The sequence below is a fragment of the Companilactobacillus ginsenosidimutans genome (assembly GCF_001050475.1).
Taxonomy (GTDB): Bacteria; Bacillota; Bacilli; order Lactobacillales; family Lactobacillaceae; genus Companilactobacillus; species Companilactobacillus ginsenosidimutans.
On record NZ_CP012034.1, the window covers coordinates 1876636 to 1894210 of the forward strand.

A 17575-nucleotide genomic window follows, 5' to 3' on the forward strand; every position below is an offset into this window, starting at 1 on the left:
AAGGGATATTTCCCCTTAAAAAAGCATAAGGAGGCAATCTACATGGCTGGACTAATTGGCAATGATTTTCTAGATGAGAAAGCATATAAGAAACTTATTAAAAAACTGAGTGAACCTATCAGTAGGAAACGAAGAGCTGAGTTAGAAAAGACCTCCAAACTATTTAAAACTGGTGTTCCTAAGATTGACACCAGTGAAATGTACAAATAAGTGATTTCTGAAGATTACAAATTAATTAGTATTATGAATATCGGGCAACTCAATTTGCATGATTTTAATTGTGTTCCGTTGAACATAAATCATGGTAGTCAAGATATTGAAGAAATTTTGAAAATCAATAGATTCTTAATTGATCCATTGCTTGCATTAAAGTATGAAACTAATAATGTATTCAAAACTTTCATACTTGTGGATATTAAGAAAGGAAAGATTGTTGGTTTTTATTCACTTTGTGTTGGAAGTAAAAGAGTTTTCAAGGAATTCAAGAAACTAAAAAGTTTACCTACCGTTGAAAATAATAAAGAATTGCCAACAGTTGAATTAATATGGTTCGGAATTGATAATAAGTACCAGGGTCAAAAACTTGGTACTGCACTTATGGAAAATGTATTTCAAACAGCATATGATATTTCAAAAAGAGCTGGAGTAAGTTTCTTAGCTGTGAATTCTCTGAAGAGAACAAAAAAGTTTTATGAAAAACTCAATTTTTTTGACTTAGGTATTCCTCACAAATTAAATGAGAGTTTGTGGATGGGAGTAACTATCAAAGAAATAAAAATAGCAATTAATAAATAACCACGTAAGCAGCCTGGTATCACTGTACCTAGGCTGCTTTTTTATTTTCATGAAAGACCAGTTAGTTTCAATTGTAATTGAAGAAAACAGAAAAATTAGGTTAGTTTCAATTGTAATTGAAGAAAACGGAAAATTTAGGTTAGTTTCAATTATAATTGATAAAAACAAGCAATTTATATTTTTTATAATAATCCGAAATAATTAGACTAAAACAATAAAATTAAAGGAAAATATATGAAAGCCAAAGCAGTATTCAAATCGGTAATAGTAATTATTTTAGTGATAGTAATATTGGTTGTAAGTTTTGCTATTATTAATAAGAAAAACACCAGTAATCGTGAATTGAATGACTTTCAACCGCGCGTTGAAAAGGTACTACGTAAAAGTAATTTACCTGGAAAAGTCAAGGTAACTAGGGTCTTTATTTCAACTGGTGGTGATTACGAAAAGAATGCGGAATTTACATATCAGGAAAAAGTGAATAATAAATGGGTGAAAATCAAGAGTGGGTTACCATTTGACGGGAGAACTAAAAAATATAATTACGACTTCAATCCTATTAACAAAAATGATTTTTCTCATAGTGAAACTATGGCCAACTTCTATCAATCCAGTTGGAGAAATTCAAAAGGGAAAACTATTATTAACAAAGCAGAAGATACATTTTCAAAATTAAAGGTCAAAAATTTAACGTTTGCTACTGTTAGAGGGCAAATGGGCCAAAATGGTGATGATACAGTTAAAATATTAAATAGCGAGTCAACCAGTGGTTCTGTAGAGAAAGAATTTAAGAACGCAGTTAAGTTGAACCGTAAATCAAATAGTTCCGATGTGTCTAGCTTTAATGGTTATTATCATCTAGATCCAGAATATTATATGAAAACAGGTTATAATTCTGTTCGAATTGATTATATTTACCACGCCCGAAATAGTGATGATTTTAATTCAGATAAATATCGAAAAAAGGAAAAACTTATTAATAAAGAAATTGAAATTGGGTTAAGGAAGCTGGATTATTCAAAAGTTGCTACCGGTACTTATCAAATCGTTTATACAAACCAAAACGACGACGGAACCGAAAGTAATACCGAGTTTGAACTTGTAATTAAAAATGGAGAAATAGCCTATTTATCCGTAACTTAGGTTAAATATTGAATTCAATAAAGTTAGGCAAACGTGCGAAAATATTATTTAAATAATAATCTAATCGTAAATAAGAGATTCGAAGTTATAAATAATTGTCTAGGAGGGAATCTACAATTAAGGACTTGAACATAAGAATTAAAACATGGGTGCTATTTGGAATATCAATTGGAAGTTTTCGGATAAGTTCTATTGCGTTGTTGTTTTTGAGTTCAGTCGATGTCTATACTAATTTTTTTAAATTTTATGAAATCTTGAAGTTAGTTCTTGTAGTGAATTGTATTATGTTTTTATTCACGAAGGATAGGCGTGCGGTCTACCAAGTAGGTGACAACATAAAAAATACTAGGTTTGCTTCTTCACGAATTATTTATGATGGGATCATCTTTCCGTTAGTATCAGTAGTAGCAACAATTTGCGAGTTTATTGCATTAATTGCGATGACTGTTATTTATATTAGTGCAATTTCAAATTGGACTATTTTTATTTTATTAATAATAATTCTTATTGGTGATCTTACGATGGTACTTGGCTGGTATTATCTCTTACAAATTTTGAAGAAAATCGAAGAGGGTATACATTCACGTTCAATTACATTGAAGGAGTGGTTGGTTGATTTTGGAGTTCTGTTAAAGAAATACTCAATTTGGATATTAATAGTAATTGTTGCCTTGTTAACATTAATCATCGTCCATCATAATAATTTAGTAAGTAATCAAAACGCGTTTTATTATGAATATAAGAAAAATCCCACTAATTACAAAAAAATAAATGCTGCGCTTTTCAAAAGTGCCAAGTTCATACCAAATAAAAAATTATTCAAAAAAAGTGGTATTAACTATGATTATGATTGGCATGCGGAATCATCCAAGATTGTTATTGAAGGTAAAAATTTAGATGTATATTCAGAAGATTCAGGCGAAATATACGGTCTTAATCAATCAAACGGACAGCCAACTGAAACTGACAATTATTTTTCCGATTCATTTAACTTTTCAAAGTCTAGCAAAAAAGAACGGGAGACCAAGCGGCGAACTGAAAACCTGTATTTCAAAACTATGAAAAAACTATATGATAATTGGAAATTGTATAAATAAAAACACTATCCAGATAAAATTCTGAATAGTGTTTAATTAGTTAGTTTGAGCCAATCGGTCGTTATGAGATTGAATAATCTCATTAGCGATTGCACGGGCAATATTTTCATTTTTCAAAATTGGGCCATGGGAATATGATCCAATTGTGTTCTTATAACGCATGCCCTCAGCTTTATCCTCAGGATTATTTCCGTAACCTTGAATCATTTTGCCGAGCGGTTTCAACTTTTTCTTGTCGTCAAAGTAGGTACGTCCACTATGGTTTTCAAAGGCACGAACGGTTCCCCATTCGGTTTGATATTCTGTATCACCAATCATGCGGCTATCAGCTTTGAAGACTGTGTGAAAAGGTAGGATATCTAAACATTGAATTGTGTCGCCACCAACTGTTTCATAGTATTTACCAAGGAATTGGTAGCCACCACAAATACATAACATTGGCTTGCCAGCTTCAATATAGTCTTGAATAGTTTGGCGATGGCGAACTAAATCTTTTGCGACAACGGTTTGCTCGAAATCTTGACCGCCACCCCAGAATAGAAAGTCGTAGTCGAAAGCATTGAATTCATCATCCAAACTGATGTTGTCGACTTGTGTGTCATAACCTTGTTCCTTTAGTAAGAAAGCCAAGATTTTCACATCGCCACTGTCACCGTATGTGTTCATTAAATCTTCATATAAGTATGCAATTTTAATAGTATCAGACATAATATTCTCCAAAAAAGCTAAAGTATTGTAACATTAAATCAATGAGGTGATTAATTTGACGAAAGAAATTAATAAAGCTAGTTTAGCAGATTTTCACGATAACTTAAATCACGACGTTTCGAATAATGTTTTGAAAAACGCTGTGGCTGAAGTTGGAATCTTTCAAACAGCTAAGAATATCGACGCAAAAAGTAAACTCAATCCTGCTTTTAACATAGAAGTACCAACAGGTAAGGTTACTAATCAGAAGCAATCTGGTAGATGTTGGTTGTTCTCAACTTTGACAAATTTGCGCACGGAGTTCGCTACTAAATATAACGTTAAAGATTTCAAATTATCAGAAAACTACTTATCATTTTACGATCGTTTGGAAAAAGCAAATTACTTCTTCCAAAATATTGTTGAGACAGCTGATTTACCTGTGACTGACAGAAAAGTTAACTGGTTATTCACTAGTCCAAGCGGTGATGGTGGTCAATGGCAATATGGTGCTAACTTGATTAACAAATATGGTGTAGTTCCAAGCTATGTGATGCCTGAAACCGTTGTCTCTGAAAGCACATCTGAGTTTAATGCTACCCTTAATAAGTTATTACGCAAAGATGGTATGGAAATTCGTCGCATGATTAAAGAAAATGTTCCGACTGATCAAAAGATTCAAGAAATGCTGTCGGATGTCTATCGAATCTGCGTTTATTCATTTGGACAGCCGCCCGTTGATTTCGAATTATCAATTCGCGACGACAATGGCAGAATGATTGAAGAAGATAAGATTACACCATTGGAATTTTTGAACAGTTATTTCTCAATTAATTTGAACGACTATATCGGCGTTATGAACTCGCCGCAAACAAGTAAGAAATTCAATCAAGTGTATACGATTGATACGCAGGGAAATATTGTTGGTGGAACTCCGGAGAAATTTCTAAATTTACCGATCGAACGTTTGAAAGAATTATCGATACAACAATTGAAGTCAAATGATACTGTTTGGTTTGGTAATGATGTTGGCAAGCAATCTGATCGTAAGCTGGGTCTGTTGTTTGGCGATTTGTATCAATATGATCAAGTCTTTGGAATCGATACAAAGATGAGTAAAGGGGATGCGCTTGATTATGGAAATGCATCTGTTTCTCATGCGATGGTTCTAACTGGTGTCAACATTATTGATGACAAGCCTAATCGTTGGAAAGTTGAAAATTCATGGGGTGATGCTAACGGTGACAAAGGTTACTTTACAATGGATGATCAATGGTTTGATGAAAACGTTTATGAAGTTGTTATTAATAAGAAGTATTTGACGGATGCTGAATTGGCGGCCTTCAATCAAGAACCTATTGTATTGCCTGCTTGGGATGCAATGGAGTAAATTCAAATTTTGTAAAAATATATCGCTAAAGTTAAATACTTTAGGGGTATTTTTTTAATAAAATATTAGTTGAGTATAACTGTTGATTAGTCGCAACATTGTTTTATATACTTGAAGTCTACTTTAAGAAAACAGGTGACTTACATGCATCAAGCAAAGAAAAGTAAGAAGAAACCAGTCTTATTTACAATTTTAGGAATCGTTTTGATTTTAGTATTGGGAGTGGTATTTTTTGTTCCTTTGAATAATGCCACAAGATCAGCAACTGGTAGCGATACTCCTACTGACAGATTGATCAAACATGAATTAGTTAAAAAAGTTAAATCCAATAAAACTGGAGATCCTGATCAGGATGCAAAGGTTGATAAATACGCCGACAAACTGCAAGAGACGAAAATGTCAGAAATTATGGCGGCAGCTAACAATCAGGCAAAAGCCGCAAAATTAATTCAAAGCACTTCGAATCTTTCAAAACCTGCGGCAGATAAAGCTGCACAAGAAATTTTCACTAATAATAAATTTAACAGTATTCGTTCGTCAATGAGTCAAGGAGACTGGGTCCAGACTTATTTGCAATATAGAACACTGTCTAAAGATGGTACCTTGTCAGCTTTGAAACAAAATGTAAATCAATAGTTCGTTTTCATTTCATTACGTGAAAAGTCAGTGAAACTAATTGACATAAAAAAACCGTCGTTAGACGGCTTTTTTAATACTCATATTAATTTTGAACGGAGATAAAAGACAAATTAAAAGGCACCTCCACCACCTCCGCCACCGAATCCTCCGGCATTTCCCCCTGAGAATCCACCAGATGATCCACCAAATCCACCACTACCTCCAGTGTTGGAATCGAGTGAGTCATGGTAGAAGGGACTACTTGAGTTGAGTGATGGGTCAAACGTCTGGATGAGACTTGTATTATAGTCAGGAACGCTGACGTAGTAGTAATTGAAAATTGGCTGATTGATCGTATCAATTTTATCAGTACCAAATGTGGATTGAAGCTTATGAATAACTCGTTTAGAAACTCCGAAGGCTGCAGAATATGGAAGAATTTTTTCCCAGACAATTAAATCTCCAATATCCGCGACTTTGATACTCTGCACATCTCGAAGCATTCCACGAAATCCTTGGAGTTCGTTGGCCGTCTGAAGTCCAATATCAGTATAAATAGAAATATCACCAGAAAGTTTCCAGAAGTATATGCCAGCTACTATTCCAAAAGCTGCAAATGGTAAGGCGGTCATGAAGAAATCAATCAATTACATAGCTTCAGTTAACAAGTACAGGGCAGTGAGGCCAAATGAAACATAGGCTGCTCCTTTGATAACGTTACTCATGTGTTTTGCTCCAAGATTAATATATTTGTCGATACCAGCAGATTTTCTTGATGACCAATTATGATAGTGAGCATAAACATCAGGATTATCAAAGTTTCGAAGCTCTTCAATCGTAAATGATTTGCCATCGGTACTGTTATCTAGCAAATATTTGAAGAATGGATCAGGGTCTTTGTCAGTTTTGTGTAACCTGTAGGATTCACCCTCTTTAGTCATCGTCAGATGTTTGTCAGCGACTTCCATTAATAAGTCACCAATTAATCCCATCTGATCAGGACGAGTAGATTTTGACAAAATCATTCTTGCGACACTAGGGCTTTAATCAGGAATCTCGAACCAGTGGTGAATTTCTTTGAGACGACTGATTTTAATTGCTGGACTCGTCTTCCATTTATAATAAATAAAGCCAGCAATTACAACGATTAATACTAAGTAAAGTGGAATTGCATAAAAAGATGCGAATCGGTGTAAGTGACGTGTCTGGTTGGCCTCCGCTATCCATTGTTTTTCCTGCTTATACACGGTTGGTTTAATTTGTTTCCTAGAAGTATTAGTGTTCGTCGGAGTCACGCTATTAGGAAACAGGATACGGCTTTCCACAAATTGACCTTTAGGAACTTGGTCAACGGACATCGTAACGCTACCATTTTTTCGATCAACCTTCGTGTAACCAGCCAAGGGACCGTGAGTCCAAGCCTGTAATTTAGAAATCTTTGATTGTGGTAATTGCACTGTCAGACGGACGTTATTCAGTGGCACTTCCCAATGGCTCCCGATAATTTTCCAGGTAATATCAGCTGTGTCCTGATAGCTCTTTACTAAATCGAATATTTCATACTTGTATATGTAAGTAACTTTCTGATCGGTAACTTGGTTGTATACTTTAACGGTTTCTTTTTTGCCTGAATTCTTAATTGTCAACCAGTCTTCAACGTTAGAAACATCCGCATCTGGTAACTCGAAAGTTTGGCGGGTGTCACCATTTTGCTGGATATAAACTTCAGGATCAGTTCCACCACCCGATCCTCGCAGGTCAATGATATTGTTGACACCATTAAATGTTCCAGAAAAATTGTACGTAACTTTTTGAGTCACGTTAGCGTTACCACTTTTGGATACTTTAGTGTTAACAATATATTTATCAATAGAATAGTGATCATCAGCTTTTGCGACTATATCGACTTGCATGAAAGTAAAAAGAGCAAGCAAAATCCCCGTCGCCAGCAAAAGTAATTTTTTCATAATATTCCCCCGTAGCATAAATATAATTATATAGGAAAAGATTGGGTATGACATTTAATAATCAAAACAATAAAAAATCACCTTATACGAGGTGATTTTTCTATACTCTAAATTTTAAATCCATGATTTGATTTTCTTGTAGCAAAGTCCAAGAATACCAATCAATCCAATACCAATTGCTGAAAGAATATTTCCTGTGTTATTGCTTGTTTGAGGGAACCTGCTTGCTCTAGTAGGCGTGCCAGCAAGGACTCCAGATGCGCTCAATTGACTAGGTTTTGCTGTTCTCTTTAATGCACCAGATTTAACCATAGCTTTGTATGATTCTCTAGTTGGAGCTGGAGCTGAACTAGTTGGTTTTGCAGGTGTTGTGGCTGCACTTGTTGATCCAGTTGAACTTGTTCCAGAAGGAGAGCTTGATCCTGTGGTTGAACTAGAACCAGTTGATGAACCTGATGGAGGTGTTGTAGTTCCGGTTGAACTTCCCGAACCAGTTGTAGAACCTGTTCCTGTAGATGAACTAGCTTTAGCATAAGTTAATTTGATTACACCCTGATCAGGTGCAACAGTCAGACTTTCAGTGACCGCAGAAGGTGTATAACCGTCCAGTGTTGGGGCAGTCACGGTTGCGGATTCACCGACGATTCCTGAACCAGCCTCGATTGGGTCACCAATAGGTGCTCCAGTACTGTCGACAGGTTGAACCATTAGTTTGACAGTGTTTGGGGTATAAATATATTTTACACAAGCCTGGTCGTAGTCGTTCAATAATTGACGAACATCATAAGTTCCTGTCCCTTCAGTTGAAGACAAGAATGTTGCATAGTCAGTATCTGATCCAGTATAAGACAAGGTCTTGTCAGGGATGCCCGATTCACTGTCAGCGCCCGTAACTGTTAAACCAGTCAAAGTGTAACCAGGAAGTTCAACGGCAGAAGCGGTTGGAACGTATTCCGCAGCAGTTGCTTGCATAGATGGCAGAGCTGCGCTCACTGGAGTTGTTGAAAATACCTTAAGAACTTTTCCTGAAGAATCGACAGCTTCGAATGTGACACTAGGTTCAGTTGCTTCCGTGTAGTAGAAAGTTTTGTTAATCGTGCCAGTTGATGGCCATGCCGTGTAATCCAAGGGCGTTACATTGCCACTCTTAGCTAAGTCGAGGACATAATATCCATTGTCAAAAATTTTTCCATCGGCGCCGAAATAAGGTAGTGCATCTGGGCTAGTTTGTGGGTCAGTCGAAAGATCGTCTGTTGTCATTCCGGTGTATGAATAAAGATCCATAGGAGGTCTCAATCCGTTGGCTTCAAATGAAGCTTGGCCAGCAGGACTTGATAAGTCCCAAGTATTAGTTGTTGTGTAGATAGTTTTTCCGGTTGTCTCATCCACAAATGTATAGGTAGTTGTGACAGTCTTTAATGCAAATTTGACCGGAATCGTGACGTCAGCTGTTCCCACGGCAACTTGTTGCGTACCAGTTACAGCTGATGGGTCCCAGAGAGTATAGGTAGAACCAGCAGGAAGTTCAGACTCAAGAGAAGAAAGCATAGCTGGAGTCCAAGTTACTGATGACGTAGTATTAGCTGCTCCAGACCCGATGGCAACGGGATCGCCTAATTGATTGCCAGCTTGGTCAACAGGACAAGCGTAAATAAGATAGTCTGTAGCTGTTGGGGTCGTAACAGTTGTGGTAGTGGTTGTCCCAGTTGGGACTGTTGTAGCAGGTGGTGTTGTGCTGGTAGTTGTACCAGTGGCGGGAGCTGTTGCAGTTGTTGTAGTTGAAGTTCCAGCGGGAATTGGTGTTGGACTTGTTGCTACAGGGTCCGTGCTGCCTGAATCAGTACTTGTTGGCGTTGTAGTGGCAGTTGTCACGGGAGTAGTGGTTGAACTTGTGTCAGTCGTTGGTGTAGTTGTCGCAGTTGCTGTAGAGGTACTTGTTGTGGAAGAACTGGGGGCAACGGTCGTGGTGGCTGGTTCTGTGGTAGATGTGGTGGTTGTCGTATCAGCCTTTGCAACGGCTGGGACAAGAAATAGAGATGCACTGCTCAATGCAATAGCGATAGCTAAATCTCGGTGCTTAATTTTCGAGGTGATCAGAGAATGATTAGTTTTATTGTTTAAATTAATTCGAGTCATATTCAAACCTTCAATTCATAATAATTCTCCTATTAATCAATAAATAACCGTTTATACAAGGAGAATAGTAACGCATCGAGATGTTTTTAAAAATTGATTTGCATATGAAATTAATAATTATTTTTACCAAGAAAAATATGAATACGTTAACCCTGACTGATAAAAATATATCTCTTATTCATACATAAAATTGTATTATTCTATATCAACTAACAATAGAATCTGAGGCCTTATGATGATTGAATTTGACTACTTGATTGTTAGAATTAAAAGTACGTTCAAGACCGTGGGGGATGCACTTGTGAGGAAACCTTTTTTTATTTTATTAGTGATGACAATCTTTCTAACAATCGTTGGCTGCAAGAAACAAACACAAGCTGCAATGTCTGAAATTGATACACATAAGCATTCGCAAATTAAAACTATCGATCAAGGAATTGATCGAAACAAGCTTAACTGGAACAAGGAAAAGCAGGCAGTAAAACAGGTTGTTTATTCGAGTGGACTTACAACTAACGAAATTAATAATGCTGATATTCCAATTTTTTCAGAGTTAGGTAATGGTCCCAATAATTTGGTGATGGGAACTATTGTTAACTATTCAAAAATTGACAATTCCATGCTAGTCCCTAGAACCAAGATGCAAGTACATGTACAACAAGTTTTACAAGGTGATAAGAAACTGAAAAATCAACTGATCACTACCGATATGATGGGTGGACTAATCAAAGAGAAAAATTATTATGTTTCTGTTGAAGGCGAAGTAATGCCAGGCAGGGATACTAATGATCTTATTTTTGTTGAAAATGAGACGACACCACAACCAGAAATTGGGACTCAAGTTGTGGTTGCTGTAAAACACGCTTATATACCTTCTAAGCAGACGAAAAATGAGCGAGACTCGTTACGTAGAAATGGTCTAATTGGACCTAACTCATTTCAGTCACTTGAGCCAGAATATTTGATGTGGGTAAAGGATACACAGACTAACCAATTTGTGAATATCAACACTGATCTCCGTTCTAACTTGCAGGACAATAATAAAAGAATGAAAGTTTCAAATCTTAAGGAGCTGGAAAACAAAATTAATTCCAAGATACGTGCTTAGACAATTGAATAAAGATTTTTTCGAAAATCAGTTCATTTGAAAATTTGATGGGCAGTATTATTTGGCTATAAATTGGCCAACTTTTTAGGAGTAAAAATGAGTCAGAAACGAATCAATTATATAGATTATTTAAAAATTATGGCGATATTTGGTGTAGTGTTATCGCATTCTTTGGCGAACACTCTGGCTGGGAAAATGTTCACAGCACAATGGGACTGGGCTAACTTCTTTTTGGGAATAGTTTCACCGAGTGTCGGAATATTTTTTATGGTAAGTGGGGCGTTAATTTTAACTAGTCCGCATACCAACGATTTACACTATTTGTTTACTCATCGCTTAGTTAAAATTGTTGTTCCATTCCTAATTTGGGCAGGAATTACAATTGCTGTGTTTAACAGAACTATTCCTGGATTTTCTGCGAATATTTGGTTTCACAAATTTTTGACTATCTATAATCAGTTTCCAAGTACAGCGTTTTGGTTTATGTATCCGTTAATTGGTTTCTATTTGTTGTCACCAATGATCAAAGCCTTTGTGGATAAGGCAAGTTTGCGTGTTGTAGATTATGTAATTCTATTGTGGTTTATCACTAATATTTTATTACCGTTTATTGTACAGATCATGCCGTCACGATATGCAATTTATTTATCATATCAACCTAAATTTAGCTTAATTCTTTTGGGACAAACTTTTGGCTATTTCTTAATTGGATATCGTCTGCATAAAACACCAATTAAGAGACCGAAGGTGAAATGGAATTTTATACTAACAATAACGTTGTTAGCATTAACGATTGGATTAAATTATTTGAATGCAAAAAAAATTACGAATATTCCAGTCATCGGATATGAATCGCCGATTGCAGTGATTTTTACAGCTGAAATTTTTTGGACAATTAAAAAATGGTCGGTGAGAAACCCTCTTGTAGATAAATTCAAGAATATTACACCACTGTTTTCTTCATTGGCGTATGGAATTTATCTATCTCACGGAGTGATAATGAGTATCCTAGAAACTGTTCTAAACGTTCATAATTTTGTTATCGTATTTGTCCTCACATCTATAATATGTTTGTTGTTAACTTATTTAGTTAGCCGAATACCGAAGGTCAGGTATACACTATTTGGAATTTAAAATTGCAAAAAAATTCACGGTAATATTCTAAGGGGTTCCCAATTTCATGGTTACTCTTAGTATTAATTACCGTGAATTTTTCTTTTTACTGATTATTCAAAGAGTCTTTTACCATCAACTTTGACGAATGCCAAGATTGATGTTAATACTGCAAGCACACTACCTACAATTGTCATTGCGGTGCCAGCTTTGTTGCTGGTTTGTGGGAATGCTTTAATTCCTGAACTTGCTGCAGCTGGAGCAGTAAAGGTTGAGGTTTTCTTCATTGCTGCAGCGGGTGCAGCTTTAGTAGCTAAAGATTTTGCAGCAGGTTTTGCAGGCGTTGTTGCTGCGGATTTTGTTGCAGTTCCGCTAGTTGCAGAACTAGTTGAAGGTGCTGCGGTTGATGTTGAACTTGTTGTTGCAGGTGCAGACGTTGTACTTGCACCTGATCCAGTGGCACTAGTAGAGGTTGCTGGTGCTGAAGTGGTAGCAGCAGTTGTTGTCTCAGCAGCATGAACTGTTTCACCGGTAAATGATGCCAATCCGATTGATGATGCGGCAATAATCGCTAGTGCAATTTTGCCCCAAAAAGCTTTGTTCTCATACAATACATTTGTCTTCATAATTTTATGTCCAAATTCTATTTAAAATAGCAATATTTGAAAGTGGCAGGTTTTAAACACTCAACTTGTTTCTTTCAAATCCGTAGTATACTCCGTCCCCACACAGGGTAAAGTAATACATCTGTACTAAATAGTTATAATTCATATAAATATTTGCTATGAATAAATATAAAATTACTTGACCTCGACGCTATATCATGAGAAAATTCTATTCGCTCATAGTGCGTGGGGGAGGGATTATTATGCAAAAAGAAGAGTTTGTCATACCAAATTGGCGACCTAATATTTATCTGTTTTTATCAGGTCAATTTTTCTCAGGAGTTACCAGTATGGTCGTGCAATATGCCATAATCTGGTACTTAACTAAAGAAACTGGTTCAGCAACCGTTTTGAGTTTTGCGACATTGTTAGGGATGCTACCAATGGTTTTACTAAGTCCGTTAATTGGGCCATTTGTTGACCGATCAAATAAGAAAATATTGTTAATTGCTCCAGATATCGTCGCTGCATTAGTCGCAGTGATATTAGCAGTTGTCGGTATAGTCAATCGTGATTTCCCACTATGGCTAATTTTCATTTCATTATTAGTCCGCTCAATCGCACAAACTTTTCAAATGCCCACGATTCAGTCAATCATGCCAACGATGGTGCCCAAAGATCAAATCACAAAGATTAATGGCCAACTTGGAATGGTTCAATCAGCAAACATGATCATTGCACCAGCCCTAGGTGCCTTTTTATATGCAATCGTCCCCATAAGTTATCTAATATTGTTAGATGTATTAGGTGCAATTGTCGGAGTGACAATAATTATGTTCGTCAAAATACCTGAACATCCAATCTTTGATGAAAAAATTAATATCCTGCGTGATGTCAAATTTGGACTGGGCAAACTAAAATCCAATAAGGGTCTATGGCGGATTGCGCTGATGGGAACAGTATTCACACTCCTATTTATGCCGGCAGCCAGTTTGTACCCACTAATGACAATGTCATATTTCCATGGATCTGTTGCTCAAGCTGGAATTATTGAAGCAGTATTCTCAGCCGGAATGCTAGGTGGAGGAGCAATAATCGGCTTCTTTGGGAGCTGGCAAGACAGAATGAAACCAATATTGTGGTCAATCGCAGTCATGGGAGTTGTCTTCATCGCCAGTGGATTTCTACCAGGCAACTTCCGAGGATACGTCTGGTTCGCAATTCTAAACACAGTAGCCGGATTATCAGCTCCATTTTTCAATACATTATTGATGGCAATGATCCAACAAAGTTATCCACCAGAAATATTAGGAAGGGTTCTAGGAATCCTAAATTCCATGATGAGTATCTCAGGACCAGTCGGACTAATTTTCGCCGGACCATTAGCAGATAAAATTGGAGTAAACATGTTATTCGTTATCGGAGGAGTCGGTGCATTATTATGCGGATTGTACGTATTGATTACACCAGTAACACGGAATTACGATATAGAATTACAAGCAAAGTTGAATAAAGAATAAAATAAGTGCATTTTTTTTAAAGTTACCAAGATATTTGGAAGGTAACATTGAAAAAATAGCACTTTTTTTAATGCTGAAGAAAGATTTTGAGAGGAACATTAAAAAAACGGCACTTTTTTGAATGTTAAAGAATAATTTTGAGAGTAACATTGAAAAAAATGCCTTTTTTTTAATGTTGGATGATATAATCAGACCAACTAGCAAATAATCCATAGTGAGGTGAAGCAATTGAATAAATATAAAACTTTGAAATCTCAGTATTTTGAGTCAATTGAATTACCAGACGGGGAAAAGCAAGTTCAAGACTTTTACAATCACAGATTTAGTAATGAAGTTACTGTAAAAACCGGACTTGAAATAAAACCGATTAAGCGTGGAGAACGGATTAGAGACAAATATGAGATATTCTATCTGCCAATTGTGAATATATCTAATTTGAAGGAAATTATTAATACGAACTCAAGACTGATTGTGTCGTTGCTGTCAAAATTACCAGAAGTGGCGAAGAGTCAAATTTTTCTAAACAACTTAATAGATGAAATACAAAGTACTAATGACATCGAAGGCGTTAGGAGTACACGAAAAGAATTAAGTGAAGTAATTGAATCAGTGTTGTCTAAAAATAAAAAGGATCTAAGATTCAAAGGACTTGTTGAACAATATAATAATTTTAGAGTTGATGAATATAATAAAATCACTGACGTTTCTGAATTTAGAAAAATATACAATACGCTTGTATCGGATGAAGTAAGTAAAGATGATGCCCCAGATGGAGAAATGTTCAGGGCAAAAGGTGTTGAAATCATTGACGGTTCCAAACCAATACATTCTGGAAGTCCTAGTGAGAGTGCAATAAACAATGATCTATCTAAATTAGTAGCTTTCATGAATACTGAAGAAATACCCGCACTAGAAAAATGTTTTATTTCTCATTATTTTTATGAATATGTCCATCCATTTTATGATGGAAACGGCCGGACAGGTAGATTTATTGCTTGTTCTTACCTGTCGAGAAAAGTCGATTATATGTCAGCAATCAATTTCTCAACAGCAATTATGGAGAATAAATCTATGTATTATCATGCATTTTCCGAAATGTCAGATCCACATAATAAAGCTGATGCAACAATGTTTATTGTAACTATGATGAGAATATTAGTCAGTGGGCAAAAATCTATTGTTGAAAAACTAAATGACAGTATCAATCTAATAGGGCAAATAAGAAAACAAATTGCTGAGTTAAATTTAAGTAAAATGCAAAGTGAAATCTTGTATGTTTTATTTCAAAAAAGATGTTTTGGTGATTTTTTGGATGGACTGACAGATCAGGAACTTATGAAAATAATGAATATTTCGAGATATAAGTTAAACAAAGAATTTGAACAAATGGAAAGCTCTGATTTGGTACAAATAGTTAGTGAGAATCCCAAGACTCATAAAGTAAGCGATAAATTAATTAATCAATTGTTTGAGAAAAATTAAATTTGGGGATGAAGATATGAAAATATGGTGGGGAATTAATATTGTTTGGATTATTTTGTTTGTAGTGAATGCGATCTTTGTCATGTTGAGAAAAGTTGACGCAACTGGAGCACAGCAAACAATGCAGGTCAGACTTTTTACCCTTGGTATTTTAGGGATATTCTTTATATTTATCGTTCTTTGCCAATTATTGGCTTTATATTTTATCAAGAGATCGCAGAGGAAAAAGTAGAATATGATTTCAGGAATTGCAGAAAATATTTGTTACACAGATTTAGTATACGGACGGGTCAATAAGAAGTTGAAGCTGGACTCGAGTAATCAAGAAATCGAAAAGATGGTTATTGATATTTTGAATAACCCGCATAGTAAAGTAGTTAAGACAGGTAAAAATTTTTACGTGTCGGATTCAGACAGACGTGTGCGTCTTACTGTAAATTCGTTTAATTATCGCTTAATCACTGCTGATAGAATTTAAAAAGCGTTCAACAAATCCAAAAATTGGATCCGTTGAACGTTTTTTGGTGTTACTTATTAATGAATAAATAATTTCCCGATGTTAATAATAAATGCAGCCAAGGTTACTCCCATCACCCATTGTTTAGCCGGGGTTTTAGTTTGAATATATGTCCAGTTTTGCCAAGCAAGAAAACTGAATGTGACTATTATCAGCAAAATATTTGCACCTACTGTGTTTGCAGTAAATTGATTTATTGATAAGAATATAATCACAGTTCTTATAATTGCACCTAATATATAAGTAATTGATAAGTTGATAATTACGGTTCCCTTTTGGGGAAAATTTTCTCGAATCATTGGAAGTGAAAATAGTATGTATGCCACAAAGAATGCTTCTGCAGTTGATGTGGACGCTGCTGTTAAAAGCCTTGGCCAGCCAAAATCTTCAAGCGCTCCTGGAATGTTTGTTACTTCGTACAATATTAAAGAAGCAGATCTGAAAAGAAACGCTAGAATAATAGAGCCAAAAACGAATAATTTATTGGAACTATATTTATCATGCATATGTACACCATCTATAATATTTAAAAGATTTATTCTTAATTATACAGAAAGCCCGTTAATTGGATTGATTTAATTTTTTATGATAATGAAAAAGCGTTCAACATCGCCAAATTGGATTTGTTGAACGCTTTACAAATTACATATCGTAGCTTTCACCAATGCCAGGATATTTTTGATATACCTTGCGATATAAGTCGCCTACATCATGACCAGCAAAGTTAGAAAGGGCATATTCTGATTGTAAAAATACATCTGGGATTTCTTGTAATGCATCATAATCTGCTCCTTGTTCTTCAAGTGCATCACGCACATCATCAGCTGAAATAACATTTGAAACTGGATTAAAATCAGCGCTGTATTCAACATTTCCAGCAGCTTTTGATGGGTAAACTAACCCATCAAGCACCCAGCCGTGAGCAGATACTTGATAGTAAGTAAATCCATATTGATTAATAACAGCACGATTAACTTTATATGGGACATTCCATTGTATCCAACCATCTTTATCGTTGGTTTCATCGTTAAAAATTGGAGCAGCTTGGAATGGTGTGTGAACTGTCAAGCCATCGTTGTTACCTTGAGCTGCATCAGTGTAAGTAACTTCAGCAGCTTTAACATATTCGCTTGTTGAAACTTGGTACATTGTTTCGCCGTTTACACTAATAGTTTTTCCAACAGCCCAGCCAGTTTTTGCGCCAAGGCCACGGTTAGCAATAGTTGCACCCTGATCTGTGAACAATTGTGTAACTGGTGTATCGAAAGTAACAGCAACACCACTGGCAGATGCGGTGTTTGCATTCATAAACATCGACAAGCCGGCAATCGCTAGTCCTGAAAATAGTAAAATATCCTTTTTCTTCATATTTCTCCCCCTAATATAGAACCATTAAA

General features: G+C 35.8%; 20 protein-coding genes. 12 read left to right on the top strand and 8 right to left on the bottom strand.

The window, feature by feature from the left end:
* Nucleotides 1-42 precede the first annotated feature (42 nt).
* The 4 genes from ABM34_RS13270 (at nt 43) to ABM34_RS09470 (ending at nt 3035) form a co-directional block, all read left to right on the top strand.
* Complete coding sequence (locus ABM34_RS13270) at nt 43-210, top strand: hypothetical protein (RefSeq protein ID WP_157023301.1); 168 nt, start codon at nt 43-45, stop codon at nt 208-210.
* 54 nt (nt 211-264) lie between these two features.
* The gene (locus ABM34_RS09460; RefSeq protein ID WP_198141148.1) at nt 265-795 is read left to right on the top strand and encodes a GNAT family N-acetyltransferase; all 531 of its coding nucleotides are present in this window, start codon (nt 265-267) and stop codon (nt 793-795) included.
* Nucleotides 796-1029: 234 nt separating this feature from the next.
* Nucleotides 1030-1938 carry a hypothetical protein gene (locus ABM34_RS09465; RefSeq protein WP_048705286.1) on the top strand — a complete coding sequence of 303 codons (909 nt, stop codon included), beginning with the start codon at nt 1030-1032 and terminating at the stop codon, nt 1936-1938.
* A gap of 284 nt (nt 1939-2222) precedes the next feature.
* Nucleotides 2223-3035 carry a hypothetical protein gene (locus ABM34_RS09470; protein WP_048705287.1) on the top strand — a complete coding sequence of 271 codons (813 nt, stop codon included), beginning with the start codon at nt 2223-2225 and terminating at the stop codon, nt 3033-3035.
* Between the two features lie 36 nt (nt 3036-3071).
* Here ABM34_RS09470 and ABM34_RS09475 read toward each other — a convergent pair whose 3' ends face one another.
* Nucleotides 3072-3743 carry a type 1 glutamine amidotransferase gene (locus ABM34_RS09475; RefSeq protein ID WP_048705289.1) on the bottom strand — a complete coding sequence of 224 codons (672 nt, stop codon included), beginning with the start codon at nt 3741-3743 and terminating at the stop codon, nt 3072-3074.
* A gap of 46 nt (nt 3744-3789) precedes the next feature.
* Between ABM34_RS09475 and ABM34_RS09480 the strand changes: the two genes are divergently transcribed.
* Both ABM34_RS09480 and ABM34_RS09485 read left to right on the top strand, forming a co-directional pair.
* A complete protein-coding gene (locus ABM34_RS09480) occupies nt 3790-5112 on the top strand; it encodes a C1 family peptidase (RefSeq protein ID WP_232298592.1) in 1323 nt (440 codons plus the stop codon).
* Between the two features lie 144 nt (nt 5113-5256).
* Nucleotides 5257-5748: a hypothetical protein gene (locus ABM34_RS09485; RefSeq protein WP_048705292.1), complete on the top strand. Its 492-nt coding sequence runs from the start codon at nt 5257-5259 to the stop codon at nt 5746-5748.
* 113 nt (nt 5749-5861) lie between these two features.
* Here ABM34_RS09485 and ABM34_RS09490 read toward each other — a convergent pair whose 3' ends face one another.
* The 4 genes from ABM34_RS09490 to ABM34_RS09505 all read right to left on the bottom strand — a co-directional run bounded on the left by ABM34_RS09490 (nt 5862) and on the right by ABM34_RS09505 (nt 9833).
* Entirely contained in the window at nt 5862-6377 is a 516-nt protein-coding gene (locus ABM34_RS09490; RefSeq protein ID WP_048705293.1) for a DUF2207 family protein, read from the bottom strand.
* A complete protein-coding gene (locus ABM34_RS09495; RefSeq protein ID WP_157023303.1) occupies nt 6378-6749 on the bottom strand; it encodes a hypothetical protein in 372 nt (123 codons plus the stop codon).
* Nucleotides 6750-6773: 24 nt separating this feature from the next.
* Complete coding sequence (locus tag ABM34_RS09500) at nt 6774-7697, bottom strand: DUF2207 domain-containing protein (RefSeq protein ID WP_048705296.1); 924 nt, start codon at nt 7695-7697, stop codon at nt 6774-6776.
* 114 nt (nt 7698-7811) lie between these two features.
* Nucleotides 7812-9833 (bottom strand): hypothetical protein, encoded by a 2022-nt coding sequence (locus ABM34_RS09505; protein WP_048705297.1) that lies wholly within the window; start codon nt 9831-9833, stop codon nt 7812-7814.
* A gap of 301 nt (nt 9834-10134) precedes the next feature.
* Between ABM34_RS09505 and ABM34_RS09510 the strand changes: the two genes are divergently transcribed.
* Both ABM34_RS09510 and ABM34_RS09515 read left to right on the top strand, forming a co-directional pair.
* The gene (locus ABM34_RS09510) at nt 10135-10941 is read left to right on the top strand and encodes a hypothetical protein (protein ID WP_157023305.1); all 807 of its coding nucleotides are present in this window, start codon (nt 10135-10137) and stop codon (nt 10939-10941) included.
* 96 nt (nt 10942-11037) lie between these two features.
* Nucleotides 11038-12075, top strand: coding sequence for an acyltransferase (locus ABM34_RS09515; RefSeq protein WP_048705301.1), 1038 nt, complete (start codon nt 11038-11040; stop codon nt 12073-12075).
* Between the two features lie 92 nt (nt 12076-12167).
* On the opposite strand, the gene ABM34_RS09520 is transcribed toward ABM34_RS09515, so the two are convergent.
* Complete coding sequence (locus ABM34_RS09520; protein ID WP_048705303.1) at nt 12168-12680, bottom strand: hypothetical protein; 513 nt, start codon at nt 12678-12680, stop codon at nt 12168-12170.
* A gap of 242 nt (nt 12681-12922) precedes the next feature.
* Here ABM34_RS09520 and ABM34_RS09525 point away from each other — a divergent pair, with 242 nt between their 5' ends.
* From ABM34_RS09525 to ABM34_RS09540, 4 genes are all read left to right on the top strand, one after another.
* A complete protein-coding gene (locus ABM34_RS09525; protein WP_048705304.1) occupies nt 12923-14179 on the top strand; it encodes an MFS transporter in 1257 nt (418 codons plus the stop codon).
* A gap of 228 nt (nt 14180-14407) precedes the next feature.
* A complete protein-coding gene (locus ABM34_RS09530) occupies nt 14408-15661 on the top strand; it encodes a Fic family protein (protein WP_048705306.1) in 1254 nt (417 codons plus the stop codon).
* 16 nt (nt 15662-15677) lie between these two features.
* Nucleotides 15678-15893: a DUF3923 family protein gene (locus tag ABM34_RS09535; RefSeq protein ID WP_048705307.1), complete on the top strand. Its 216-nt coding sequence runs from the start codon at nt 15678-15680 to the stop codon at nt 15891-15893.
* A gap of 3 nt (nt 15894-15896) precedes the next feature.
* A complete protein-coding gene (locus tag ABM34_RS09540; RefSeq protein WP_048705309.1) occupies nt 15897-16139 on the top strand; it encodes a DUF3781 domain-containing protein in 243 nt (80 codons plus the stop codon).
* 56 nt (nt 16140-16195) lie between these two features.
* Here ABM34_RS09540 and ABM34_RS09545 read toward each other — a convergent pair whose 3' ends face one another.
* Both ABM34_RS09545 and ABM34_RS09550 read right to left on the bottom strand, forming a co-directional pair.
* Nucleotides 16196-16684: a hypothetical protein gene (locus ABM34_RS09545; RefSeq protein WP_048705311.1), complete on the bottom strand. Its 489-nt coding sequence runs from the start codon at nt 16682-16684 to the stop codon at nt 16196-16198.
* A gap of 136 nt (nt 16685-16820) precedes the next feature.
* The gene (locus ABM34_RS09550) at nt 16821-17546 is read right to left on the bottom strand and encodes a hypothetical protein (protein ID WP_048705313.1); all 726 of its coding nucleotides are present in this window, start codon (nt 17544-17546) and stop codon (nt 16821-16823) included.
* Nucleotides 17547-17575 lie beyond the last annotated feature (29 nt).